Source organism: Jiangella alkaliphila (assembly GCF_900105925.1).
Lineage (GTDB): Bacteria > Actinomycetota > Actinomycetes > Jiangellales > Jiangellaceae > Jiangella > Jiangella alkaliphila.
The window spans coordinates 3,823,114-3,845,313 of sequence record NZ_LT629791.1; the positions used below are offsets into that span (position 1 = coordinate 3,823,114).

Sequence of the window (22,200 nt, forward strand, 5' to 3'; positions counted from 1 at the left end):
TTGAGTGTGTCTCGAGGCCCGTGTCCGGGTCCCCTAACACCTCCGATTGTCCCACGAACGAGGGGTCAGTGCGGTGGAGGTGGCGGCGGCAGCTCCCGCTCGGCGGTCTCGGGCTCCTCGGTGCTCGGCGGCTGGACGGCGTCCGCCTGCGGCTCGGCGGACGTGGGCGTTGCCTCGGCTGTCCTCGGGGCCGGCTCCGCGGCAGGAGCTGCCACCGATTCCGTCACAGCCGGAGAGACCACAGCGGCGGCCGCCGGCGCGGCAGCGGGGCGAGGGGCTTCGCGCCAGGCGCTGGTGATCGGTACCCGCCGGTCGCGGCCGAAGTTGCGGATGGTGATCTTCGGGCCGGGCGGGTACTGCCGCCGCTTGTACTCGGCGGTGTCGACCATGCGCAGCACCTTGGCCACGATGCCGGCGTCGAACCCGGCGGCCTGCAGCTCCGTCGCGTCGAGGTCGTGCTCGAGGTGCCGGTACAGGATGTCGTCGAGCAGCGGGTAGTCGGGCAGCGAGTCGGAGTCGAGCTGGCCGGGGCGCAGCTCGGCGCTGGGCGGCTTGTCGATGGAGCCCTGCGGGATCGGCGGCGTCTCGTCGCGCTCGGCGGCGGCCGCGTTGCGCCAGCGGGCCAGCTCCCAGGTCAGCGTCTTCGGGACGTCCTTGATCGGCGCGTAGCCGCCGACCGCGTCGCCGTAGATGGTGGAGTAGCCGACTGCCAGCTCGGTCTTGTTGCCGGTCGCCAGGACGAGGTGACCCTCCTGGTTCGACAGCCCCATGAGCGTCATGCCGCGCACCCTGGCCTGCAGGTTCTCCTCGGCCAGCCCGGTCAGCTCGAGGTTTTCGAGGAACGAGCGGACCATCGGCGCGATGGGGACGGTGCGGAACCGCAGCCCGGTGCGCGTCGCGAGGTCCTGCGCGTCGGACTTGGAGTGCTCGGACGAGTACGAGCTCGGCATCGAGACGCCGTTCACGTTCTCAGCGCCCAGGGCGTCGACGGCGACGGCGGCGACCAGCGCGGAGTCGATGCCGCCGGACAGCCCCAGCACCACCGAGGTGAAGCCGTTCTTGTGGACGTAGTCGCGCAGCCCGGTGACGATGGCCGCGTACACCTCGGCGAGGTCGGACAGCCGCGGCGCCAGGGCGCCGGGATCGGGCGTGTACGCGGGCAGCGGCGCCGACGTCAGCGTCGTCCGGTGGACGGGGAACCCGGCGACCCGCTCCTGCGTCATGCCCCACGGGCCCGGTGCCGGCGCGACCGCGTCGGGCAGCTGCAGGTCGACGACCAGGCAGCCCTCCTCGAACTGCGGCGCCCGGGCGAGCAGCTCGCCGTCGGGGCGGACGACGAGGGAGTCGCCGTCGAAGACCAGCTCGTCCTGGCCGCCGACCATGTTCACGTACGCGAGCGTCGTCTGCGCGGCGGCGGCCCGGCGGCGGGCGAGGTCGAGGCGGCTGTCGTCCTTGTTGCGCTCGTACGGCGAGCCGTTGACGACGAGCAGCAGCCCGGCCCGCGCCTCGCGCGCGACGGAGACCGGCCCGCCGTCCTGCCAGATGTCCTCGCAGACCGCCAGCGCGACGTCGATGCCGTGCAGCCGGAACACGCCGAGGTGGTTGCCGGGGACGAAGTAGCGGGCCTCGTCGAACACGCCGTAGTTGGGCAGGTGGTACTTGGCCTGCCGGGCCACGACGCGCCCGCCGTAGAGGACGGCGACGGCGTTCTGCGGCGACCCCTTCGGCCGGCCGAGCTGGTACTGCTGCGTCGTCGCGTCGTCGCGGCCCAGATACCCGACGACGACCGCGGTGGCGCCCAGCCCCTCGGCGTCGAGGCGGACCGCCAGCTTCTCCAGCGCGGCCCGCGACTCGTCGACGAACGACGCCCTCAGCGCGAGGTCCTCGACCGGATAGCCGGTCAGCATCATCTCGGGGAACGCGACGAGGTGCGCGTGCTGCGCGGCGGCGTGCTTCGTCATGCGGACGACGAGGTCGGCGTTGGCCTCGAGCGCACCGACGGTCGGGTTGACCTGAGCGAGCGCGATTCTGATCTGCGGCACGATCCGAGCTTAGTCACGCGACGACACCGTCCAGCTACCCGGCGGACACGAGCGTGGGGCAGACTGGCCGCGTGGAGAAGCAGCAGCAGTTCGTCCTCCGGTCGCTGGAAGAGCGCGACATCCGGTTCGTCCGGCTCTGGTTCACCGACGTGCTCGGTTTCCTGAAGTCGGTCGCGGTCGCCCCCGCTGAGCTGGAGAACGCGTTCTCCGAGGGCATCGGCTTCGACGGCTCGGCCATCGAGGGGTTCGCGCGCGTGTATGAGGCCGACATGCTGGCCAAGCCCGATCCGACGACGTTCCAGGTGCTGCCGTGGCGCGGCGGCTCCAACGGGACCGCCCGGATGTTCTGCGACATCCTCATGCCCGACGGCTCGCCGTCGTACGCCGACCCGCGCCACGTGCTCAAGCGCGCACTGGGCAAGGCGGCGGAGCTGGGGTTCACCTTCTACACGCACCCCGAGGTCGAGTTCTTCGTCTTCAAGAACCAGCCCGAAGGCGGCGACGAGCCGGTCCCCGTCGACGCGAGCGGCTTCTTCGACCACACCGCGCACGGCATCGCCCAGGACTTCCGCCGCGACACCATCACGATGCTCGAGGACATGGGCATCTCGGTCGAGTTCAGCCACCACGAGGGCGCGCCCGGCCAGCAGGAGATCGACCTGCGCTACGCCGACGCGCTGGCCACGGCCGACAACCTCATGACGTTCCGCGCCGTGGTCCGCGAGGTCGCGCTCGAGCAGGAGCTGTACGCGTCGTTCATGCCGAAGCCGTTCACCGAGTGGCCCGGATCGGGCATGCACACCCACGTGTCGCTGTTCGAGGGCGACCGCAACGTCTTCCACGAGCCCGGCGCGGAGTACCAGCTGTCCAAGGTGGCCCGCTCGTTCATCGCCGGGCTGCTCAGGCACGCGCCCGAGATCACCGCCGTCACCAACCAGTGGGTCAACTCCTACAAGCGGCTGCGCGGCGGCGGCGAGGCCCCGGCCTACATCTGCTGGGGACACAACAACCGGTCCGCGCTGGTCCGCGTCCCGATGTACAAGCCCGACAAGGGCCAGTCGGCGCGCGTCGAGTTCCGTTCGCTGGACTCCGCCTGCAACCCGTACCTCGCCTACGCCGTCATCCTCGCGGCCGGCCTCAAGGGCATCGAGGAGGGCTACGAGCTGCCGCCCGGCGCCGAGGACGACGTGTGGGCGCTGACCGACCGCGAGCGCCGGGCCATGGGCATCGACCCGCTGCCGACTTCGCTGGACGAGGCGATCCAGGCGATGGAGAACTCCGAGCTGGTCGCCGAGACGCTGGGGGAGCACGTCTTCGAGTTCTTCCTGCGCAACAAGCGCGCCGAGTGGAACGAGTACAGCCTGCAGGTCACCGCGTTCGAGCGGGCCAAGATGCTGCCGGTGATGTGACCGCGTGACGGGGGTCGTCGACGTCGTCGAGCACGAGCCGGGCTGCCCGCTGGACCGCTTCGGCGACTGGCTGGAGTCCGCCGGCGCGCGGATGCGGGTGCTGCGGCCGTACGCGGGCGACCCACTGCCGTCGGCGCCGGGCGCCGGGCTGATCGTCCTGGGCGGCCAGATGAACGCCTACGACGACGGCGTCGCGCCATGGCTGCCGGCGGTGCGGTCACTGCTTGCGGCGGCTTCGGGCGACGGGACGCCGACGCTCGGCATCTGCCTGGGCGCGCAGCTGCTGGCGGTCGCGTGCGGCGGCCGGGTCGACGTCGGAGCCGCGCCGGGCCGCGAGTCCGGCGTCGTCGACGTCCGCTGGCGCCCGGAGGCCGGCGACGACCCGCTGATCGGTGGCCTGGCCGACCCGTTCCCCGGGCCGAGCATGCACGCAGACGCCGTCGCGGAGCTGCCGCCGGGAGCGGTCTGGCTGGCCTCGTCGGCGATGTACCCGCACCAGGCGTTCCGCGTCGGGGCAGCGGCGTGGGGCGTGCAGTTCCACCCGGAGGTGTCCGAGCCGACCTTCGCCGGCTGGGCGGCCGAGCTGCCCGACGTCGACGCCGCGCCGGTCGTGCGCGAGCTGGTGGACCGCGACGCCGAGGTCGTCGCCGCCGGGCGGGAGCTGGCCGCCCGGTTCGCCCGCATCGTCGCGACGTCGCCGGCGGTGCGCCACTAGCCGCATGTCCAGGTTGCGCCGGCAGTTGCCCGTGCTCGCGGTCATCGCCGCGGGCGGCGTGCTGGGGTCGCTGGCCCGCCACGGCGCGGCGTCGCTGCAACCCGGTGCCGGCAGCGGCTGGCCGTGGGCGATCCTGGCGGTCAACGTGTCCGGCTGCCTGCTGATCGGCGTCCTCATGGCCGTCCTGCTCGACCTCACCGCGCCGCACCGGCTGCTGCGCCCGTTCCTCGGCATCGGCGTGCTGGGCGGGTACACGACGTTCTCCACCTACGCGGTGGACACCCAGCGGCTGCTGGCCGACGGCCGTTCAGTCGCTGCCCTGACGTACTTCCTGGTGACGCCGGTCCTGGCGCTGCTGGCCGTCTGGCTCGGGACCGCGGCCACCCGGGCCCTGCGAAGAAGGAGACGCGCATGATGCTGGAGGGACCCGCCCGGCGGCTGACCATCGTCGTCGGCGAGAACGACACCTGGCACGGCAGGCCGCTGTACACCGAGATCGTGCACCGGGCGCACGCCGCCGGGCTGGCCGGCGCCAGCGTGTTCCGTGGCATCGAGGGCTTCGGTGCGTCCAACCACATCCACACCACGCGCATCCTCAGCCTGTCCGAGGACCTGCCGGTCGCCGTCGTGATCGTCGACCGCGCCGAGCCCGTGCACCGGTTCGTCGACGAGGTCGCGCCGCTGGTGCAGGAGGGCCTCATCACGCTGGCCGACGTCGAGGTGGTCCGGTACGTGGGCCGGGGGAACCGCGGGGCGGGCGGGGAGCAGTGACGGTGCTGCTGGTGGCGGCCGGCGCGGCCGTGGGCGCGCCGCTGCGCTACGTCGTCGACCGCTGGGTGCAAAGGCGGCTCGGCGGCGGGTTCCCGTGGGGGACGCTGGTGGTCAATGTCGTGGGGTCGTTCGTCCTCGGGTTGGTGCTCGGCTCGCCGACCGTGGGCACGGAGACGAGCGCGCTGGTCGGCGTCGGCTTGTGCGGCGCGCTGACCACGTACAGCACGTTCGGCTACGAGACGCTGCGGCTGCTGGAGGACGGCGCGTGGGCCCGCGGGGTCGCGAACGTACTGGTCAGCATGCTCGCCGGCCTGGGCGCCGCCGCCCTCGGCTGGACCCTGGCGTGGTGAGCCCCTCCTGAAGTTGATCTTGGAGTTGTTCGGCCATCTATCGGACATTTCGTCCAGCCATTGCCGAACAACTCCAAGATCAACTTGGCGGCGGATGGGCGGCCGGTGGGCAGCGGACAACGGCGGTAGGTTTGTTTCATGTCTGTGAACCGGACCGAGGGCCGCGTCGCATGGTTGGCCAAGGCCGGGTTCGCCGACACCGCAGCCGCGCAGCGCGAACTGGACGGCCCGCTGCTCAGCGACATCGACGCCGCCGACCTCGTCGCCGCGCTCGGTGCGGTCGCCGACCCCGATCTCGGGCTGCGCGGCATCGGCCGCGTGCTGGAGTCGTTGGAGACCGACGAACGGCGGGCGGCGTTGCGCGCGGTGCTGGCCGCGGACTCACCGCACCGGCGCCGGCTGCTGGCCGTGCTCGGGTTCAGCTCGGCGCTTGCCGACCACCTGTGCCGGCACCCGGACCACTGGCTCGACCTCGGCGACCTCTCCTCGGAGCGGCGGCCCGACGCCGGCGCTGTCCGGGCCCGCCTGCTCACCGCCGTCGGCGCCGACCCGGCCGCGCCGGTGCCCGTCGCGGTGGGGGAGTCGGCCGAGCTGCTCGACGCGCTGCGGGTGGCGTACCGGCGGCACGTCACGGCGCTGGCCGCGCTCGACCTCGCCGACTGGCTCGACGTCGCGGCCGTCGCCGCCGAGCTGGCCGACCTCGCCGGTGCGACGCTGGAGGCCGCGCTCGCCGTCGCCCGGGCCGCGCTCCCGGACGGCGCGCCCGACTGCCGGCTGGCGGTCATCGCGATGGGCAAGGCCGGCGGCCGCGAGCTCAACTACGCCTCCGACGTCGACGTCGTGTTCGTCGCCGAGCCGCCCGCGTCCGACCCCGACGGCTCGACCGGCTGGCTGTCCACGGCGACGACGCTGGCCACGGCGTTGATGCGCGCGTGCTCCGTCTACACCGCCGAGGGCACCATCTGGCCGGTCGACGCGGCGCTGCGGCCCGAGGGCAAACGGGGTCCGCTGGTGCGCACCGTCGCCAGCCACGTCGCCTACTACCAGGACTGGGCGAAGACGTGGGAGTTCCAGGCCCTGCTCAAGGCCCGTCCGGTGGCCGGCGACCTCGCCCTCGGCCAGGAGTACGTCGACGCCGTCATGCCGATGGTGTGGACCGCCGCCGGCCGCGACCACTTCGTCGACGACGTCCACGCCATGCGCCGGCGGGTCGAGGACCAGATCCGCCCGGCCGAGGCGGACCGCCAGCTCAAGCTCGGCCCCGGCGGGCTGCGCGACGTCGAGTTCGCCGTCCAGCTGCTGCAGCTCGTGCACGGCCGGGCCGACGTGAGCCTGCACGACGGCAACACGCTCGGCGCGCTCGCGGCGCTGACGGCCGGCGGGTACGTCGGGCGCGAGGACGGCGCCGTCATGGACGCCGCGTACCGGTTCCTGCGGACGTTCGAGCACCGCATCCAGCTGCGCGGGCTGCGCCGCACCCACGTCGTCCCCGACTCCGACGAGCAGCTGCGGATCCTCGCGCGGTCGCTGGCGATGAAGCAGCCGGCCGAGCTGGTCGACGTCTGGCATCAGCAGGCCCGCGAGGTGCGGCGGCTGCACGAGAAGCTGTTCTACCGGCCGCTGCTGTCCGCCGTCGCGCGGCTGCCAGGCGACGGCGTCCGGCTCAGCCCGGAGGCGGCGCTGGCCCGGCTGCGGGCGCTCGGGTACGCCGACCCGGCGGGCGCGCTGCGCCACATCGAGGCGCTGACGACGGGCGTGTCGCGGCGGGCGTCGATCCAGAAGACGCTGCTGCCGGTGCTGCTGGGCTGGTTCGCCGACGCGCCCGAGCCCGACACCGGGCTGGCCGGGTTCCGCAAGGTCAGCGAGGCGCTCGGCACGACGCCGTGGTACCTGCGGCTGCTCCGCGACGACGGCGCGGCGGCCGAGCGGATGGCCCGCGTGCTGGCGTCGGGCCGGTACGCGGCCGAGCTGCTGCTGCGCGCCCCCGAGGCCGTCTCGATGCTCGGCGACGGCGACTCGCTGCGGCTGCGCGAGCGGGGGCCCTTGGAGAAGGAGGTCCTGGCCGGCGTCCAGCGCCACGACGACCCCGTCGACGCCATCGGCGTCGTCCGCGCCATGCGGCGACGCGAGCTGTTCCGCGTCACCGTCGCCGATCTCGCCGCTGGCGCGCCCGTCGAGGACGTCGGCGAGGCGCTGACCGTCATCGCGGAGGTGACGTTGTCCGGCGCGCTGGCCGCCGCCACCCGCGCCGTCGAGGCCGCGCGCGGCGGGCCGCTGCCGACCCGCCTGGCCGTCGTCGCGATGGGCCGCCTGGGCGGCCGCGAGATGGGGTACGCGTCCGACGCCGACGTGCTGTTCGTCCACACGCCCTACCCCGACGAGGACGAGACCGAGGCGGCGTCGGCCGCGCTCGCCGTCGCCAACGAGATGACCCGGCTGCTCTCGCTGCCGTCGCCCGAGCCGTCCCTCACCGTCGACGCCGCTCTGCGGCCGGAGGGGAAGCAGGGGCCGCTGGTGCGCACGCTGGCCTCGTACGCCGCCTATTACGACCGCTGGGGCGAGGTGTGGGAGCGGCAGGCGCTGCTGCGGGCGGCGCCCTGCTGCGGCGACCCGGAGCTGCTGCGCCGGTTCCTGGCGTTGATCGACCCGCTGCGGTGGCCCACCGCCGGGCTCACCGACACACAGATCCGCGACGTGCGGCGCATCAAGGCCCGCGTCGAGTCCGAGCGGCTGCCCCGCGGCGCCGACCCGTCCATGCACTTGAAACTGGGGCCCGGCGGCCTGGCCGACGTCGAGTGGACGGCGCAGCTGCTGCAGCTGCGGCACGCGTCCTCAGCACCCGCCCTCCGCACGACGTCGACACCGGGCGCGCTGGCCGCGGCGGTGGCGGCCGGGTTGCTGTCGGCCGACGACCGCTCGGTTCTGGAGGACAGCTGGCGCATGTCGGCCCGCATCCGTAACGCGACGGTCCTGGTCACCGGCCGGCCGTCGGACATGCTGCCCAAGGACCCGAAGACGCTCGCCGCGGTCTCCCGGGTCGTCGGCTACGACGCCGGCGAGAGCGCGATGTTCGTGGACGACTACCACCGCTGCGCCCGCAAGGCCCGAGCCGTGGTCGAGCGCCTCTTCTACGACGACGCCCGCTGAGGGGCACATGCTCGCACGAGTCCGGCTACGCGCTCGTCGACAGGTCGTCGGTGAGCTCGTCGTTGAGCGGACGCGGGCGGCGCCATCCGCGTTCTGTGTCATCTTGGACCTGGGCGGGTCTCGAACGATTCTTGCCGACGTCGCGCATTCGCACTGGTCAGGCGACGAGCTTCATCCCTAGCGTTCGGTAGAGGCTGAAGGGATCGGTCCAAGAAACGTCGAATGCTTCGCAGACGTCAGGGATCTTGATCTTCTTCTTGGACTCCGGAGCGGGCTGTTCGCGAGTGACCACTGTGGCCCTCGTGGCGATGGCGTGGGCTATCAGCTTGAGATCGGCGGAGTCGAGGAACTCGTCGACGGCTTCCTGGCGATACTGCCGAGTGGGGTCTACGGCCCAGGCTGCGAGCTCACGCATCGCCGTCAAGACGTCGTCGGTGTCCGCTATCCAGAAAGTCGCGGGTCGCGCTTGAGCCCAGTCGACGAGATCGCCGTCGCCGGCAGTGATCTCGTCCTTGACCGCGTCAATCGAGGCGACTTGGCCGGCAAGCGACGGATCGCCGAGCCATGTCCAGAAACCCGGCGCGATGTCGAAGGCGTAGTACAGGCGGTTCGCCTCCATAAAGGCGTTCGCGTCGAGGAGGTACATCAGGCGGCCCCGAGGCGGCGTGCGTACTCGTCGAACGTGCTGAGGGACTTCATGGACATCAGCCGCATGGCTTCCTCGATGCTCGTTCGTCCTTCGAGTGCGTCTGCGATCAGGGCACGAGAAAGGCGTTCGCCGACGCGGAAAGGCTGATTATTGTAGTGGTCGCCGCCGCCACGTTCGTTTGCCGCGCTGAGCGCCCGGAGCCTAGCAACCTCAGCGTCGTACGCGTTAGCGTAGTTATCCATGCGACGGAGGCCGGTGCGGTGGAGCGCCTGTAGGACCACAAGAGTGCCACATCTGAAGTCATGTGCCAGGGCATCCAATGCTTCGGTGAGCGGCGCGCTTGCCACTCGGGCGTGGTGAGACTCCAGGTCCTCCTGTGGCACTAGCACTTCGGACGCCACGGCGTTGCACCAGCGCTCGATTTCGGATTGCGCGTCACTGCGCAGATCTTCATTGCCGATACCGCTGGTACCACGCCAGATGTGGGCGAACTCATGGGCGAGTGTGAAAATCTGGCCATTGATGGTCTGGTGGGTGTTGACGAACACGAGCGGCGCGATGTCATCAACAAGCGCGAATCCACGGAATTCGTTCTCGTCGAGCGGACGCCTGGTGTTGTTGTTCACCATGGAGGTCGCGATGGTCAGGCCGCCGAGCGCCTCGAAGCTTCTGAGGAGAGCTTTCCGCGTGTCGGCCCAAGTCCCGTGGCGGGTGGAGATCTCGAAATCTAGCGCGCTTCGAATGTGTGCCGCTGCCTCTGTCGGGCCCTCGTCCGCGGCGGAACCAACGAATTCTAGAGGCTCTGCCCCGAGCCCTAGCGCATAGTCGCGATACCACTCCTGCCGGCGCTGAGACTGGCCCAATACGGCGATGAGGTTGGCGCTCGGCGGAGGTGCTCCATCGAAGCCCTCACGGAAATCGGGCACAGGCAGTGTCCAGGTTGGAGGCTGGGGGAGCAGGAGGTAGCCGAAGGGCACGCCTGTCGCCCTCGCGAAATCCTGGAGCTGCTTCAGCGTCGGACGGGTCTCGGCTGTCAGCCACTGATCAACCTTGAAGCGACGGTGGAGCCCTTCTTCGTCGGCTCCTGTCACGTTGAGCGCCCAGGACAGCACGGAGGGAGCGACGTCGACTCGGATGGGCATCGCTCTCTCCTTTCTGCGTTGGCCATCGCGGCCAGTGCGAGTGCAGCATCAATGGTGTCCTGCCGTAGCCCTGTGCCATCACCGCGACGCTACGGAGTCACATGGTCCTAGTGTGGCTGCTGGGTCCGACATTTGAGGATAGGCGCTGTTCGTGTCATGGAGCGCGACCGGCGACATGGCGGGGCACCCGCGCCGGCATGCTCATCCCGCCCTTGAGCAGCCACTCCGACTGCTCGCCAGCGGCGAAGACGCGGCAGAGGAACCGGTCGAACCGGGCCTGCCGGATCTGGGCGTCGACGGTGGCTGCGCTGACTCCGGGGCCTGCCTGCTGGGCTGCCTTCTTCGCGGCGTCCTTGATCGCCAGCTCCAGCGATCGCCAGTCCGCGTATCCCTCGTGCTCAGCCACGCTCCCATCCTTCCGAACGCACGCCGGCCAGATCGAAGAGACCGTCGGCCAGGGATCTGGCGTCGCTCTTGCGCCGCGCCGCGAGAGGGGAGAGGTAAGACTCGAGTCGGTGGCGGGACACCAGCTTGTCGGCGCTTGTCGCATCACGCACGGCCGCGGCGACCATGGACAGATCGGTGCCGATGTCGACGAGGTCGGCGATGGTCCGCTCGACGGTCAGCGTGGGGAGTCCGTCGACGGGCACGACCTCCTCGTTGGTGAGGTGGCGGATACGCAGACGTACGCCAGGGAGCCGGGTGCCTTTGCGGCTGGGGACGATGAAGTCGAAGCCGTCGAGGAGGAAGTCGCCCAGCCCGTGAACGACTGCGGCCGTTGCTCCAGCTGCCACGATCGGGGCGACTCCTGCCTCGCTGCGAGGTGCGGTCGCCCCGCGCAGCGCCAGCCACGTCGCGTAGATCGCCTCGTGGTCCTGCGGTGGCGCTCCGGCCATGCGGTAGACCCCCTGCGCCACGCGCTCGATGGCCCCGGCCGAAGCCATCCGGGCGAGCTGCTTGCGGGAGACGCCAGCCTCCCCTGCTTGGGCCGTGGTGACGAGGCCCCACCGACGTTCGGCGATGGAGCCGAGCCGGGCCAGGGTCGAGTCCGCCATGACAACTATTGTACCCGCTTCAGGTGACAAAGGTTGTCGAGTGCGCGGCGACCACTTCGGAGACGAACTCGAACTAGGATCCTTCACGATGACGCACGTTGACGCAAACCCCGCTGACGCCGCTCACCTGGAGCGGTGTGTCGAGTTGGCCGAGGCCGCGCTCGCGGCCGGTGACGGCCCGTTCGGGTCGGTGCTGGTCGATCGCAACGGCACCGTTCTGGCAGAGGACCACAACCACGAGACGACCACCGCGGACCCGACCGCGCATCCGGAGCTGGCGCTGGCGCAGTGGGCCGCTCGGAACCTGCCCGCCGCAGACCGCGCCGGCGCGACCGTCTACACGTCGGGGGAGCACTGCCCGATGTGTGCGGCCGCGCACGGCTGGGTCGGCCTCGGCCGCATCGTCTTCGCCGCGTCGAGCGCGCAGCTGGCCGGCTGGCGGGCCGAGTGGGGGCTGCCGGCAGCGCCGGTCAGCGTCCTCCCCATCACCGCCGTCGTGCCGGGCCTCGAGGTGGTCGGGCCGGTGCCGCCGTTCGACCAGCGCATGCGCGCCATCCACGAGCGCGCCGCCGGGCGCCGAGCGTAGGGTGCTCGACGACCCGGCCGGTCACTCGACGATCGACTGGATCTCCGCGACCGGCACCGGCGTGTTCTGCCAGTCACCGGTCAGCTCGGTCGGCAGCCCGGGCAGGACGAGCGGCGCACCGCCGTTCTCGAACCGGACCGTGTAGACCAGCCGGGCCTGCGCGTCGTAGGCCGGCTTGCCGTCGACGCTGACCGTGCCCGAGATCGACGCCCGCGCGTAGCTGTAGTTGCAGGTCTCGGACTCGGCCGTCACCCAGTCGCAGTCGAAGGCGGCGGAGCCGTCGCCGGGCTGCACCTCGAGGTGGTCGGGGGTGGCGATGGCCACGACGCCGAACGCGGAGCTGCCCACCAGCTCCTCGTCGTCGATGCCGTCGGCCCACCACCACGTGTCGAGGTTGACGTAGGCCTGCTCGGGCGGGTTGAACGCCAGCGTGAAGTCGGGCACCACCAGCAGGCCGTACGCGGTCATGGCCTGCTGCTCGAGCGGTGGTTCGACCTCGACGGGCATGTTCTCGAGCCATTCGTAGCCGTCGTAATAGGAGTCGTCGGGGTTGCGGCAGCGCCAGTAGACGGGGATCGAGTCCGGCGACGGCTTGGGCTGAGGCAGGTCCGGATGGTCCTCGATGGCAGCCGGGACGTTCATCCAGCACGGGTTCGGGCCGTCACAGTACTCGTTGTAGAGGTCGACGAACTCGCAGGAGGGCTCCTGGCTCCCGCCGCCTTCGTTGCCGCCGCCTTCGTCCCCGCCACCCTCATCGCCACCCTCATCGCCACCGGGGCAATGAGTGACGGTCACGAGGTCGCCGTTCTCGTTCACGTACGACTCGGTCCAACCGGGCGGCACCGTGCAGTCGGCTCGCGGCTGGGCGTCGGCCGCGGCCGAGGCGGGCGCCGCCTGGGCGGCGCTGCCGCCGACCAGCAGGCTCAGCACCAGGCCGAACAGCGCCACGGCCAGCCGCGCATACTTCCCTGGTGTCAGCATGAGATTGTCGCCTCCGCTACCGGTATCCGCGCCACGATCAGCCACCCGTCTCCCTCGCGCTGCAGCCGGACGCCGACGGGTCCGGGCGCGACCTCGAGCGGCGGCTGGGTCTGCTCCTGCACGACGACGCCCCAGGGTCGCTGGTCGACGCAGGCCTCGGCGGTGGCGTCGTCGCCGTCGACGCTGACCTGGACCTCGCCGATCTCCGGCTCGCCGATGCGGCGCTGTTGCTCGTCGACCATGTTCGCCACCCGGGCCATCTGCTCCTCGACCACGGCACCGGTGGCGATGCCGTCGAACAGCGCGGGGTCGGGGTCGGGCCCGTTCTCCGAGTCGATCAGAGCGCCCCAGTAGCCGGTGTAGACCTCGCGGATCGCCGCGGCGTCCTGCTCGTCGGTGCTGGGCGGGGTGGTGGCGGCCGTCGTAGCCGGTGGCGGCGTCGTCTCGAGGCCGGCGGGCTCGTCGCCACCCGAACAGCCACCCAGACCGACAGCAAGCGCGAGACCCACCACGACACCGATCCTCGAATGCGACAACTCGCTTGCCTCTCAGTATCGCTCGTTGACGGTGCCCGTGCCGGGCGCAGCCTACTGGGTGGGACCAGCACGGCGCAAAGCAAAGAGGAGCCGTTGGCCGCGCCTCGAGGCAGGCGACCAACGGCTCCCGTCAGGGGTGTGCCCTGCAGACCGACGTCTAGATGTCGAAGTAGAGCTCGAACTCGTGCGGGTGGGGACGCAGACGGATCGGGTCGATCTCGTTGACGCGCTTCCAGTCGATCCACGTCTCGACGAGGTCGTCGGTGAAGACGCCGCCCTCGAGGAGGTAGTCGTGGTCGCCCTCGAGGGCGTCGAGGGCCTCGCCGAGCGACGCGGGGACGGTCGCGATGTTGGCGTGCTCCTCGGGCGGCAACTCGTAGAGGTCCTTGTCGACCGGCTCCGGCGGCTCGATCTTGTTGCGGATGCCGTCGACGCCGGCCATGAGCATGGCGGAGAAGGCGAGGTAGGGGTTGCTGGACGGGTCCGGGACGCGGAACTCGATGCGCTTGGCCTTCGGCGACGTGCCGGTGACGGGGATGCGGACCGCCGCGGACCGGTTGCGCTGCGAGTAGACGAGGTTCACCGGCGCCTCGAAGCCCGGGACCAGGCGGTGGTACGAGTTCACCGTCGGGTTGGTCCACGCCAGCAGCGAGTTGGCGTGCTTGATGAGGCCGCCGATGTACCAGCGGGCCATGTCGGACAGGCCGCCGTAGCCCAGCTCGTCGTAGAACAGCGGGTCGCCGTTCTTCCAGAGCGACTGGTGGCAGTGCATGCCCGAGCCGTTGTCGCCGAACAGCGGCTTCGGCATGAACGTGGCCGTCTTGCCGGCCTCCCAGGCGACGTTCTTGATGATGTACTTGAACAGCATCAGGCGGTCGCCGGCGTGCTTGAGGGAGTCGAACCGATAGTTGATCTCGGCCTGGCCGGCGGTGCCGACCTCGTGATGGGCCCGCTCGACCGGGATGCCGACCTCGGTCAGCGCCAGCACCATCGAGTCGCGCAGGTCGGCGTAGTGGTCGACCGGCGGGACGGGGAAGTAGCCGCCCTTGTACCGCGTCTTGTAGCCGCGGTTGCCACCCTCCTCGACGCGGCCGGTGTTCCAGGCGCCCTCGATGGAGTCGATGTGGTAGTAGCCGGCGTTCTGCTTGGTCTCGAAGCGGACGTCGTCGAAGACGTAGAACTCGGCCTCGGGCCCGAAGTAGACGGTGTCGGCGATGCCCGAGCTGGCGAGGTACGCCTCGGCCTTCGTCGCGATGTTGCGCGGGTCGCGGCTGTACGGCTCACCGGTGAAGGGGTCGACGATGGAGAAGTTCAGCGCGAGGGTCTTGGCCTTGCGGAACGGGTCGACGAACGCCGTGGCGGGGTCGGCCATCAGCTTCATGTCGGACTCGTGGATGGCCTGGAAGCCGCGGATCGAGGAGCCGTCGAACATCAGGCCCTCGGCGATGGCGGCGGCGTCGAAGGCCGAGGCCGGCACGTTGAAATGCTGCATGACGCCTGGCAGGTCGCAGAAGCGAACGTCGATGAACTCGACGCCCTCGTCCTTGACGAACTTGAGCAGCTCGTCCGGGTTGGTGAACATCCGCATCTCCTTCGCGCCTCGGCGGCGCAGTCTCCGCATCCGTCGACGGTCGGCGTTGACCGTATTACCCTCGTGGCCCGGACGCTAGATTCCTGGGATTTCCCGTCGGTGTCCCGAGTGTTTCACCAGTGTTACGTGCGATGTGGGACGGTGCGCCGATCCGGTCGCCGCCGGGTGTCGGCCAGGCTCTAGGCTCGCAGGGTGAGCTCCGACCGGCCGACCTCGTCCGACCTCCAGCTGCCCGACCACGGCCCCGGCTCGGCCGGCGGCTGGGGACGTCGCATCGCGGCGCTGCTGCTGGACTGGCTGGCCGGCAACCTGGTCGCGTTCATCGTCACCGGCGGCAACTCCGGCGTGTGGGACGCGCAGAGCGACGTGTTCTGGTTGCCGCTGATCTGCTGGTACCTGCTGGTCGTGGTGTCGACGACGCTGGCCGGCGGCAGCCTGGGTCAGCTACTCGTCGGGCTGCGGGTCGCTCACCTGGGCGGACGGCGCATCAGCCCGGTCATGGCGGCGGTGCGGACGTTGATGATCGCGCTGATCATCCCGCCGCTGGTGTTCACCCGCGACGGCCGCGGCCTGCACGACCTCGCGTCGAACACCGTGGTCGTCAACGCCCGCTGAGCGGTCAGGCCGCGGGGTCGGTGACCCGCCCGACGAACAGCGGCGTGGCGGTCTCGACGTCGTGCAGCACGAAGACGAACGGGCGGTCGACGGTCAGCTCGACCGGGCCGTCCGCGGGCGCGGAGCCGGTCTCCATCTCGACGGAGGTCGCGGCGGCCGCCTCGGTGCCTTCCTCGTCGACGGTGATGGTCGCCTCGTGCCGGACCTCGCTCACGGTCAGCGGGACGACGTCGGGGTCCGTGCTCATCGGGGCGAAGTCGGTGGTCGACGGGTCGAACGGCGCGGTCACGCCGAGGGTGGCCAACGTGTCGGAGAGGGTCGTGGCGGTGCGCAGGTCGAACATCGGCAGCTGGAGGTCGACCTGGGCGGTCTGCGCGTTACTGAGCACTGTGCCGAGCAGCTCGCCGTCGAGGCGCCCTTCGACGGCCGCGAACGCGCCCGCGTCGGGGACCAGCAGCGTCATCGCCAGCTCGCGGCCCGCATAGGGGATGGTCACCGCCTGCCACCCGTCGCCGGCCTGGTAGGGGAAGGTCGTCGCCAGGCTCATCGCCGGGGCCTGCAGCAGCTCGCCGCCGATCGTGGTGAAGTCGCGCTCACCCACGTCGTGGAACACGGCGTCCCACGGCGCCTTCGCGTAGAGCGCGTTGACGAGCACCAGCTTCGTGGCCTCGCTGAGCGCGTCGGGCGGGATCAGCTCGGCGATCTTGTCCTCGGTGTTGTCGGCCACCCAGCCGTTGATGGAGTCGCGTGCGTCCGCGGCGTCGGCGAAGTCGACCTGGCGCACGCCGGCGTCGTAGAAGCGGGCCAGCGTGTCCAGGAACGGCGCCTCCCACTGCGCGCCGTCCTGCGCCCAGAGCGAGTTGGCCGACGACAGCGCCACGTCGGCCTCCTCGCCGTCGGCGTTCTCGCGTTCACCCGAGCGGGTGGCCAGGGCCTGCTCGAGCGCGTTCAACGCCGGGTGCAGCTGGTCCGGGCCGGTCGTGCCGAGGAGCGCGTCGAGCTGGTCGGCCGACGCGCCGGTCGCGCCCGCGCGCAGCATCCCCAGCGCGACGGCGATGCTGGCCGGCGAGTAGACGAGGTTGCCGTCGCCGGCGCCGGCCAGGGGCGTGTACAGGTTCGTGGCCAGGGTGCGGACGATCTCGCCGGCGGCCTGTGCGTCGGCCGGCGTCGCGTCCTCGCGCGACGCCTCCGAGCGGGCCACGTCCGCCTCGTCGCCGCCGCAGCCCGAGGCCGCGACGACGACAGCGGCGACGAGCAGGGCACGTACGGGCAGGCCGGTCCACGATCGTTGAGGCATGGTGATGAGACGCGCCGCGCCGCGAGCCGGTTCGGCCGGCGCCCGGCTCAGCGGCCCGGCAGCTGGGTGCCGCGCGGGATGCGTGCGCCCTTGGGCAGCGGCCCCTTCGGGATGCCGATGGGCGTGCTGCCCAGCGCGCGCAGCCGCGCCCGCAGCTCTGTCACCTCGGCCGGGCGGATGTTCTTCGGCAGCTTGTTGAGGTGCCGGGTGAGCCGCTGGAGCGGGACCTGGCCGTCCTCGCGGCCGACGATGACCTCGACGACCGGCATCTCCGGCGCGACCCGGGCGTGCCGCTTCTTCTCCTGCGCGAGCAGGTTGGCGACCCGGCCGGCGGACGTGCCCTCGCCGATCAGCACGATGCCCGGCCGGCCGACGGCGCGGTGGACGACGTCCTGGTAGCGGTTGGCGCCGACCATCGGGGTGGTGTCCCAGCCGCGGCGCAGCGTCCCCAGGGCGGCCGCGGCGGCGCCGGGTTGCCCCTCGATCTGACCGTACGCGGCCCGCTCGGCCCGCCGCCCGAAGACGATGGCGGCGCCCAGCAGCGCGATGGGCAGGCCCACGATGATCCACAGCCACAGCGGCCCGACGAAGATGCCGACGACGACCGAGAGCCCGATGACGCCGAGCAGGATGCCCAGGGTGATCCAGCCGACCCAGCGGTCGGACCGCCGAGCCATCTTGTACGTCTGCCGGATCTGCGCGATGCGCCCGGTCTTCTCGGGACCCTCGTCGTCATTGCGTGCCATGGGGAGAACGTTACAACTCGCGCGCGTGTGAGTAGTAACGCGCTCCGACCAGCGTCGTCAGCGGGCGGCGCGAGCCTCCATGGCCTGCCGGTAGAGCCGTCCGGCGCGGTACGACGAGCGCACCAGCGGCCCGGACATGACGCCGGCGAAACCGATCTCCTCGGCCTCGGCCTGCAGCTCGACGAACTCCTCGGGCTTGACCCACCGCTCGATCGGGTGGTGGCGCACGGACGGGCGCAGGTACTGCGTGATGGTGATGAGGTCGCAGCCGGCGCCGTGCAGGTCGACGAGCGCCTGGGAGATCTCCTCGCGGGTCTCGCCCATGCCGAGGATGAGGTTGGACTTGGTGATCATGCCGGCGGCGCGGGCGATCGAGATGACGTCGAGCGAGCGCTCGTACCGGAACGCCGGGCGGATGCGCTTGAAGATGCGCGGCACGGTCTCGACGTTGTGCGCGAACACCTGCGGCTGGGCGTCGAACACCTGCTGCAGGAGGTCGGCCTTGCCGGAGAAGTCCGGCGTGAGGATCTCGACGCCGGTGTTCGGGTTGAACTTGTGGATCTCGCGGATGGTCTCGGCGTACAGCCAGGCGCCCTCGTCGGGGAGGTCGTCGCGGGTGACGCCGGTGACCGTGGCGTAGCGCAGCCCCATGGCCTGGACCGACTCGGCGACCCGGCGCGGCTCGTCGCGGTCGAGGTCGTCGGGCTTGCCGGTGTCGATGAGGCAGAAGTCGCACCGGCGGGTGCAGTGGTCGCCGCCGATGAGGAAGGTCGCCTCGCGGTCTTCCCAGCACTCGAAGATGTTGGGACAGCCGGCCTCCTGGCAGACCGTGTGCAGGCCCTCGCGTTTCACCAGCGACTGCAGCTCGCGGTACTCCGGGCCCATGGTCGCCTTCGTCTTGATCCAGGAAGGCTTCTTCTCGATCGGCGTCTCGGCGTTGCGCACCTCGAGGCGCAGCAGCCGACGTCCCTCCGGCGCGACAGTCACCTCTCCACCCTACGTCTGCGGCTGCAGCGCCAGGAGCTCGTCGAGGTGACGTTCGACATACGGGAGCACCTCGGCGACGGTGACCCGGCGGCCCAGCTCTCGGGACAGCGTCGTGGTGCCGGCGTCGCTGATGCCGCAGGCGATGATGCGGTCGTACCAGCCGAGGTCGTTGTCGCAGTTCAGCGCGAAACCGTGCATGGTGACGCCCCGGGCGACGCGCAGCCCGACGGCGCCCAGCTTGCGGTCGGGGGCGCCGTCGCCGGGCTGGATCCACACGCCGCTGCGGCCGTCGACGCGCACCGCGGCGACGCCGACGTCCTGGCAGACGTCGAGCATCAGCTGCTCGACGCGGCGGACGTAGCCGATGACGTCGTACGGCTCGGGCAGCTTGAGGATCGGGTAGCCGGTGAGCTGCCCCGGGCCGTGCCAGGTGATCTTGCCGCCGCGGTCGACGTCGATGACCGGCGCGCCGGCATCCAGCAGCGGCCGCTCGTCGGGCGTCGTGCGCTTGCCCGCCGTGTAGACCGCCTCGTGTTCCAGCAGGACGACGGTGTCGCCGATGTCGCCGGCCACCCTTGCGGCGTGCAGCCGGCGCTGCTCGTCCCAGGCATCTTGATACGGCACGTGGCCTTCGTGCCGGATGATCCGTAGCTCGCCCACGAACGTCGAGCCTACGCCCGCCGGGAAGGCTCGCGGCAACCGCGCGGTTGGCACCTGTCGTGGCCAACTTCAGAGGAACACCCCTGTCCGTTCTCGACCTCGCGCCGGTGGTGACCGGGTCGACGCCGTCGACGGCGCTGGCGCAGACGCTCGAGCTGGCCCGGTACGTCGATGACCTGGGCTTCCGGCGCTACTGGCTGGCCGAGCACCACAACATGCCGGGCATCGCCAGCTCCTCGCCGCCGATCCTCATCGGGGCGGTGGCCGCGGCGACGTCGTCCATCCGGGTCGGGTCGGGCGGGGTGATGCTGCCCAACCACATGCCGCTGGTGGTCGCCGAGCAGTTCGGCACGCTCGAGGCGCTGCACCCGGGCCGCATCGACCTCGGCATCGGCCGGGCGCCGGGCACCGACGGGCTGACGGCGCACGCGCTGCGCGGCAGCAGCGACCCGCGGCTGGTCGAGGAGTTCCCGCAGCACCTGGCCCAGGTCCGGGCGTTCTTCTCGGGGGAGTGGCCGGACGAGCACCCATACGCCGCCATCACCGCGACGCCGGGACGCGGGGCGCACGTGCCGGTCTGGCTGCTCGGATCCAGCGACTACAGCGCCCGGGCCGCCGCGGCGCTCGGGCTGCCGTTCTCGTTCGCCCACCACTTCAGCTCCGTCAACACCGTCCCGGCGCTGCAGCTGTACCGCGACGGGTTCCAGCCGTCGGCCGAGCACGCGGCGCCGTACGCGATGGTCGCGGTCAGCGTCGTGCTGGCCGAGTCCGACGAGCACGCGCGCTGGCTGGCCGGGCCGATGAAGCTGTCGATGCTGCGGCTGCGGTCGGGGCGGCCCGGTCCGCTGCCGACGCCGGAGGAGGCCGCGGCGCACGAGTTCGCCCCGGCCGAGGAGGAGCTGCTGGCGCCGTTCCTCGGCGGCCAGATCGCGGGCGGGCCGGACACCGTCCGCCGCGAGTTGGAATCGCTGCTGGACCGCACCGCGGCCGACGAGCTGATGGTCGTCACGACGGTCTCGCCGCACGCCGAGCGGCTGCGTTCGTACGACCTGCTGGCGGGTCTGCTGCCCTGACGGTCGCTTCGCCGTTACGTTGAAAAGCGTCATCACTGTGGGTGAAGAGGGGAGTAGTGCCCATCAGGGGTACGCGACGCGACGTGACTGGTGAACGAGGAACGACGACAGAGGCCCATCGATCGGGTGTTCAGGCACCCGGTTCAGACGCCATCGCCGCCGAGGAGAGACGGCCGACCGACAAGGTGGTCCTCGGCACCGCCGGCGCCATCGTGTTCGCGTTCGTGATCTGGGGGTTCGTCGACACCGACTCGTTGTCCAGCGCCTCGTCGGAGGCCCTGACCTGGGTGACGCACAACGCCGGCTGGGCGTTCGCGCTGACGGCCACCGGGTTCGTCGTCTTCGTCCTGTGGGTGGCGTTCAGCCGGTACGGACGCATCCCGCTCGGCGCCGACGACGAGCGGCCCGAGTTCCGCACGTCGTCCTGGGTCGCGATGATGTTCAGCGCCGGAATGGGCATCGGGCTGATGTTCTTCGGCGTGAACGAGCCGCTGACGTTCTTCACCACCGACCCCGTGCCGGGCACCGGTGAGCCGGAGAGCATCGAGGCGATGAACACCGCCATGGCGACGACCCTGTTCCACTGGACCCTGCACCCGTGGGCCATCTACGCCGTCGTCGGCCTGGCGATCGCCTACGGCACCTTCCGGCGCGGCCGCAGCCAGCTGATCAGCTCGGTGTTCACGCCGCTGCTCGGCCGGCGCCGGGTCGAGGGCGGCTTCGGCCGGGCGATCAACGTCTTCGCGATCTTCGCGACGGTGTTCGGGACGGCCGCGTCGCTGGGCCTCGGCGCCCTGCAGATCGGCAGCGGGCTGCAGGAGATCGGCTGGCTGGACGACGTCAGCACCGGCCTGCTGGTGGCCGTCATCGCGGTCCTGACGTTCGCGTTCGTGGCCTCGGCGGTGTCGGGCATCGAGCGCGGCATCCAGTGGCTGTCGAACACCAACATGGTGCTGGCCTTCGTACTGGCGTTCTTCGTCTTCGTCGCCGGCCCGACGATCTTCGTCCTCAACCTGATCCCGACGGCGATCGGCGACTACTTCGCCGACCTCGCCGAGATGGCCGCCCGGACGGAGGCCAGCGGCGGCGAGGCGATGCAGGAGTGGGTGTCGGGCTGGACGATCTTCTACTGGGCGTGGTGGATGTCGTGGACGCCGTTCGTCGGGATGTTCATCGCCCGGATCAGCCGCGGCCGCACGATCCGCCAGTTCGTCGTCGGTGTCCTGCTGGTGCCGAGCGTCGTCAGCGTGGTCTGGTTCTCCATCTTCGGCGGCACCGCCATCGACCTGCAACGCGACGGCGCGGACCTCGCCGGGACCGCGGAGAGTCCGGCCGGCCAGGAGGAACAGCTGTTCTCGGTGCTGCAACAGCTGCCGCTGACGACGATCGCGAGCGTGCTGGTCATGCTGCTGGTGGCGATCTTCTTCGTGTCGGGCGCCGACGCCGCGTCGATCGTCACCGGCACGTTGTCGCAGCGCGGGTCGATCGCGCCGTCGAAGCGGGTCGTCGTCTTCTGGGGGCTGCTCATGGGCGCCGTGGCCGCGATCATGCTGATGATCGGCGAGGGCGGCGCGACCGCGTTGGAGGGCCTGGAGAACATCACCATCCTGGCCGGTGCGCCGTTCATGCTGGTGATGGTCGGCATCTGCGTGGCGCTGGCGAAGGACCTGCGCAGCGATCCGATGATGGTGCGCGAGGACCGCGGCGTCGAGGTGGTCGAGCGGGCGGTCGACTACGGCACCGAGCAGTACGACGGCGAGTTCCACCTGCAGGTGGGCAGCACGCCCGGCGACGGCGTGGCCGAGCCCGAGCAAGAGCCCGTCCGGCGGCGCTGAGCCGGCCGCGTGG

22 protein-coding genes are annotated in these 22,200 nt (G+C 71.1%); 10 read left to right on the top strand and 12 right to left on the bottom strand.

All coding sequences use genetic code 11. The features are described 5' to 3' along the window. Nucleotides 1-65: 65 nt before the first annotated feature. Nucleotides 66-2,042: an NAD+ synthase gene (locus BLV05_RS17395; protein ID WP_063932603.1), complete on the bottom strand. Its 1,977-nt coding sequence runs from the start codon at nucleotides 2,040-2,042 to the stop codon at nucleotides 66-68. A 71-nt stretch (nucleotides 2,043-2,113) separates the two neighbouring features. On the opposite strand from BLV05_RS17395, the gene BLV05_RS17400 reads away from it, so the two are divergent. From BLV05_RS17400 to BLV05_RS17425, 6 genes are all read left to right on the top strand, one after another. Further along, a complete protein-coding gene (locus BLV05_RS17400) occupies nucleotides 2,114-3,451 on the top strand; it encodes a glutamine synthetase family protein (RefSeq protein WP_046770674.1) in 1,338 nt (445 codons plus the stop codon). 4 nt (nucleotides 3,452-3,455) lie between these two features. Further along, nucleotides 3,456-4,166 carry a type 1 glutamine amidotransferase gene (locus BLV05_RS17405; protein ID WP_046770673.1) on the top strand — a complete coding sequence of 237 codons (711 nt, stop codon included), beginning with the start codon at nucleotides 3,456-3,458 and terminating at the stop codon, nucleotides 4,164-4,166. 4 nt (nucleotides 4,167-4,170) lie between these two features. After that, on the top strand, nucleotides 4,171-4,581 hold the full coding sequence (gene crcB / locus BLV05_RS17410; RefSeq protein WP_082155516.1) for a fluoride efflux transporter CrcB: 411 nt from the start codon (nucleotides 4,171-4,173) through the stop codon (nucleotides 4,579-4,581). Then, nucleotides 4,578-4,937 carry a DUF190 domain-containing protein gene (locus BLV05_RS17415; protein WP_046770671.1) on the top strand — a complete coding sequence of 120 codons (360 nt, stop codon included), beginning with the start codon at nucleotides 4,578-4,580 and terminating at the stop codon, nucleotides 4,935-4,937. The genes crcB (BLV05_RS17410) and BLV05_RS17415 overlap by 4 nt, the downstream gene beginning before the upstream one ends. Further along, nucleotides 4,934-5,287 carry a fluoride efflux transporter CrcB gene (crcB, locus tag BLV05_RS17420; RefSeq protein WP_046770670.1) on the top strand — a complete coding sequence of 118 codons (354 nt, stop codon included), beginning with the start codon at nucleotides 4,934-4,936 and terminating at the stop codon, nucleotides 5,285-5,287. The genes BLV05_RS17415 and crcB (BLV05_RS17420) overlap by 4 nt, the downstream gene beginning before the upstream one ends. A 138-nt stretch (nucleotides 5,288-5,425) precedes the next feature. Beyond that, nucleotides 5,426-8,434, top strand: a complete 3,009-nt coding sequence (locus BLV05_RS17425; protein ID WP_046770669.1) for a bifunctional [glutamine synthetase] adenylyltransferase/[glutamine synthetase]-adenylyl-L-tyrosine phosphorylase — start codon at nucleotides 5,426-5,428, stop codon at nucleotides 8,432-8,434. A gap of 157 nt (nucleotides 8,435-8,591) precedes the next feature. Here the strand turns inward: BLV05_RS17425 and BLV05_RS17430 are convergent, their stop codons facing one another. The 4 genes from BLV05_RS17430 to BLV05_RS17445 all read right to left on the bottom strand — a co-directional run bounded on the left by BLV05_RS17430 (nucleotide 8,592) and on the right by BLV05_RS17445 (nucleotide 11,280). After that, nucleotides 8,592-9,080 (bottom strand): DUF4411 family protein, encoded by a 489-nt coding sequence (locus BLV05_RS17430; RefSeq protein ID WP_046770668.1) that lies wholly within the window; start codon nucleotides 9,078-9,080, stop codon nucleotides 8,592-8,594. Next, nucleotides 9,080-10,225 carry an ImmA/IrrE family metallo-endopeptidase gene (locus BLV05_RS17435; protein WP_046770667.1) on the bottom strand — a complete coding sequence of 382 codons (1,146 nt, stop codon included), beginning with the start codon at nucleotides 10,223-10,225 and terminating at the stop codon, nucleotides 9,080-9,082. The genes BLV05_RS17430 and BLV05_RS17435 overlap by 1 nt, the downstream gene beginning before the upstream one ends. Nucleotides 10,226-10,379: 154 nt before the next feature. Then, a complete protein-coding gene (locus tag BLV05_RS17440) occupies nucleotides 10,380-10,631 on the bottom strand; it encodes a hypothetical protein (protein ID WP_046770666.1) in 252 nt (83 codons plus the stop codon). Then, entirely contained in the window at nucleotides 10,624-11,280 is a 657-nt protein-coding gene (locus BLV05_RS17445; protein WP_046770665.1) for a type IV toxin-antitoxin system AbiEi family antitoxin domain-containing protein, read from the bottom strand. The genes BLV05_RS17440 and BLV05_RS17445 overlap by 8 nt, the downstream gene beginning before the upstream one ends. An 88-nt stretch (nucleotides 11,281-11,368) precedes the next feature. On the opposite strand from BLV05_RS17445, the gene BLV05_RS17450 reads away from it, so the two are divergent. Continuing rightward, the gene (locus BLV05_RS17450; RefSeq protein WP_046770712.1) at nucleotides 11,369-11,866 is read left to right on the top strand and encodes a nucleoside deaminase; all 498 of its coding nucleotides are present in this window, start codon (nucleotides 11,369-11,371) and stop codon (nucleotides 11,864-11,866) included. Nucleotides 11,867-11,887: 21 nt separating this feature from the next. On the opposite strand, the gene BLV05_RS17455 is transcribed toward BLV05_RS17450, so the two are convergent. The 3 genes from BLV05_RS17455 to glnA all read right to left on the bottom strand — a co-directional run bounded on the left by BLV05_RS17455 (nucleotide 11,888) and on the right by glnA (nucleotide 14,965). Continuing rightward, a complete protein-coding gene (locus BLV05_RS17455; RefSeq protein WP_046770664.1) occupies nucleotides 11,888-12,847 on the bottom strand; it encodes a hypothetical protein in 960 nt (319 codons plus the stop codon). Next, nucleotides 12,841-13,359 carry a hypothetical protein gene (locus tag BLV05_RS17460; RefSeq protein WP_046770663.1) on the bottom strand — a complete coding sequence of 173 codons (519 nt, stop codon included), beginning with the start codon at nucleotides 13,357-13,359 and terminating at the stop codon, nucleotides 12,841-12,843. The genes BLV05_RS17455 and BLV05_RS17460 overlap by 7 nt, the downstream gene beginning before the upstream one ends. A gap of 181 nt (nucleotides 13,360-13,540) precedes the next feature. Continuing rightward, complete coding sequence (glnA, locus tag BLV05_RS17465; protein ID WP_046770662.1) at nucleotides 13,541-14,965, bottom strand: type I glutamate--ammonia ligase; 1,425 nt, start codon at nucleotides 14,963-14,965, stop codon at nucleotides 13,541-13,543. Nucleotides 14,966-15,166: 201 nt separating this feature from the next. On the opposite strand from glnA, the gene BLV05_RS17470 reads away from it, so the two are divergent. Further along, complete coding sequence (locus tag BLV05_RS17470) at nucleotides 15,167-15,589, top strand: RDD family protein (protein WP_046770661.1); 423 nt, start codon at nucleotides 15,167-15,169, stop codon at nucleotides 15,587-15,589. Nucleotides 15,590-15,593: 4 nt separating this feature from the next. On the opposite strand, the gene BLV05_RS17475 is transcribed toward BLV05_RS17470, so the two are convergent. From BLV05_RS17475 to lipB, 4 genes are read right to left on the bottom strand one after another with little or no spacing between them, the layout of a single operon-like run. Continuing rightward, entirely contained in the window at nucleotides 15,594-16,886 is a 1,293-nt protein-coding gene (locus BLV05_RS17475) for a serpin family protein (RefSeq protein ID WP_052762769.1), read from the bottom strand. Between the two features lie 47 nt (nucleotides 16,887-16,933). Continuing rightward, nucleotides 16,934-17,632 carry a DUF4191 domain-containing protein gene (locus tag BLV05_RS17480; protein ID WP_046770660.1) on the bottom strand — a complete coding sequence of 233 codons (699 nt, stop codon included), beginning with the start codon at nucleotides 17,630-17,632 and terminating at the stop codon, nucleotides 16,934-16,936. 57 nt (nucleotides 17,633-17,689) lie between these two features. Then, nucleotides 17,690-18,619 (bottom strand): lipoyl synthase, encoded by a 930-nt coding sequence (lipA, locus tag BLV05_RS17485; RefSeq protein WP_046770659.1) that lies wholly within the window; start codon nucleotides 18,617-18,619, stop codon nucleotides 17,690-17,692. Between the two features lie 9 nt (nucleotides 18,620-18,628). After that, the gene (gene lipB / locus BLV05_RS17490) at nucleotides 18,629-19,279 is read right to left on the bottom strand and encodes a lipoyl(octanoyl) transferase LipB (protein WP_046770658.1); all 651 of its coding nucleotides are present in this window, start codon (nucleotides 19,277-19,279) and stop codon (nucleotides 18,629-18,631) included. Nucleotides 19,280-19,338: 59 nt separating this feature from the next. Here lipB and BLV05_RS17495 point away from each other — a divergent pair, with 59 nt between their 5' ends. Both BLV05_RS17495 and BLV05_RS17500 read left to right on the top strand, forming a co-directional pair. After that, nucleotides 19,339-20,352 (top strand): LLM class flavin-dependent oxidoreductase, encoded by a 1,014-nt coding sequence (locus BLV05_RS17495; RefSeq protein WP_046770657.1) that lies wholly within the window; start codon nucleotides 19,339-19,341, stop codon nucleotides 20,350-20,352. An 83-nt stretch (nucleotides 20,353-20,435) separates the two neighbouring features. After that, complete coding sequence (locus BLV05_RS17500; protein ID WP_082155515.1) at nucleotides 20,436-22,187, top strand: BCCT family transporter; 1,752 nt, start codon at nucleotides 20,436-20,438, stop codon at nucleotides 22,185-22,187. The last annotated feature ends 13 nt before the right edge of the window (nucleotides 22,188-22,200 follow it).

Bases quoted from the DNA above. Each gene is read 5' to 3' on its own strand.
- crcB (WP_082155516.1), top strand. From the start codon at position 4,171: ATGTCCAGGTTGCGCCGGCAGTTGCCCGTGCTCGCGGTCATCGCCGCG.
- BLV05_RS17415 (WP_046770671.1), top strand. From the start codon at position 4,578: ATGATGCTGGAGGGACCCGCCCGGCGGCTGACCATCGTCGTCGGCGAG.
- BLV05_RS17425 (WP_046770669.1), top strand. From the start codon at position 5,426: ATGTCTGTGAACCGGACCGAGGGCCGCGTCGCATGGTTGGCCAAGGCC.
- BLV05_RS17430 (WP_046770668.1), bottom strand. From the start codon at position 9,080: ATGTACCTCCTCGACGCGAACGCCTTTATGGAGGCGAACCGCCTGTAC.
- BLV05_RS17435 (WP_046770667.1), bottom strand. From the start codon at position 10,225: ATGCCCATCCGAGTCGACGTCGCTCCCTCCGTGCTGTCCTGGGCGCTC.
- BLV05_RS17445 (WP_046770665.1), bottom strand. From the start codon at position 11,280: ATGGCGGACTCGACCCTGGCCCGGCTCGGCTCCATCGCCGAACGTCGG.
- BLV05_RS17450 (WP_046770712.1), top strand. From the start codon at position 11,369: ATGACGCACGTTGACGCAAACCCCGCTGACGCCGCTCACCTGGAGCGG.
- BLV05_RS17455 (WP_046770664.1), bottom strand. From the start codon at position 12,847: ATGCTGACACCAGGGAAGTATGCGCGGCTGGCCGTGGCGCTGTTCGGC.
- glnA (WP_046770662.1), bottom strand. From the start codon at position 14,965: ATGTTCACCAACCCGGACGAGCTGCTCAAGTTCGTCAAGGACGAGGGC.
- BLV05_RS17475 (WP_052762769.1), bottom strand. From the start codon at position 16,886: ATGCCTCAACGATCGTGGACCGGCCTGCCCGTACGTGCCCTGCTCGTC.
- BLV05_RS17480 (WP_046770660.1), bottom strand. From the start codon at position 17,632: ATGGCACGCAATGACGACGAGGGTCCCGAGAAGACCGGGCGCATCGCG.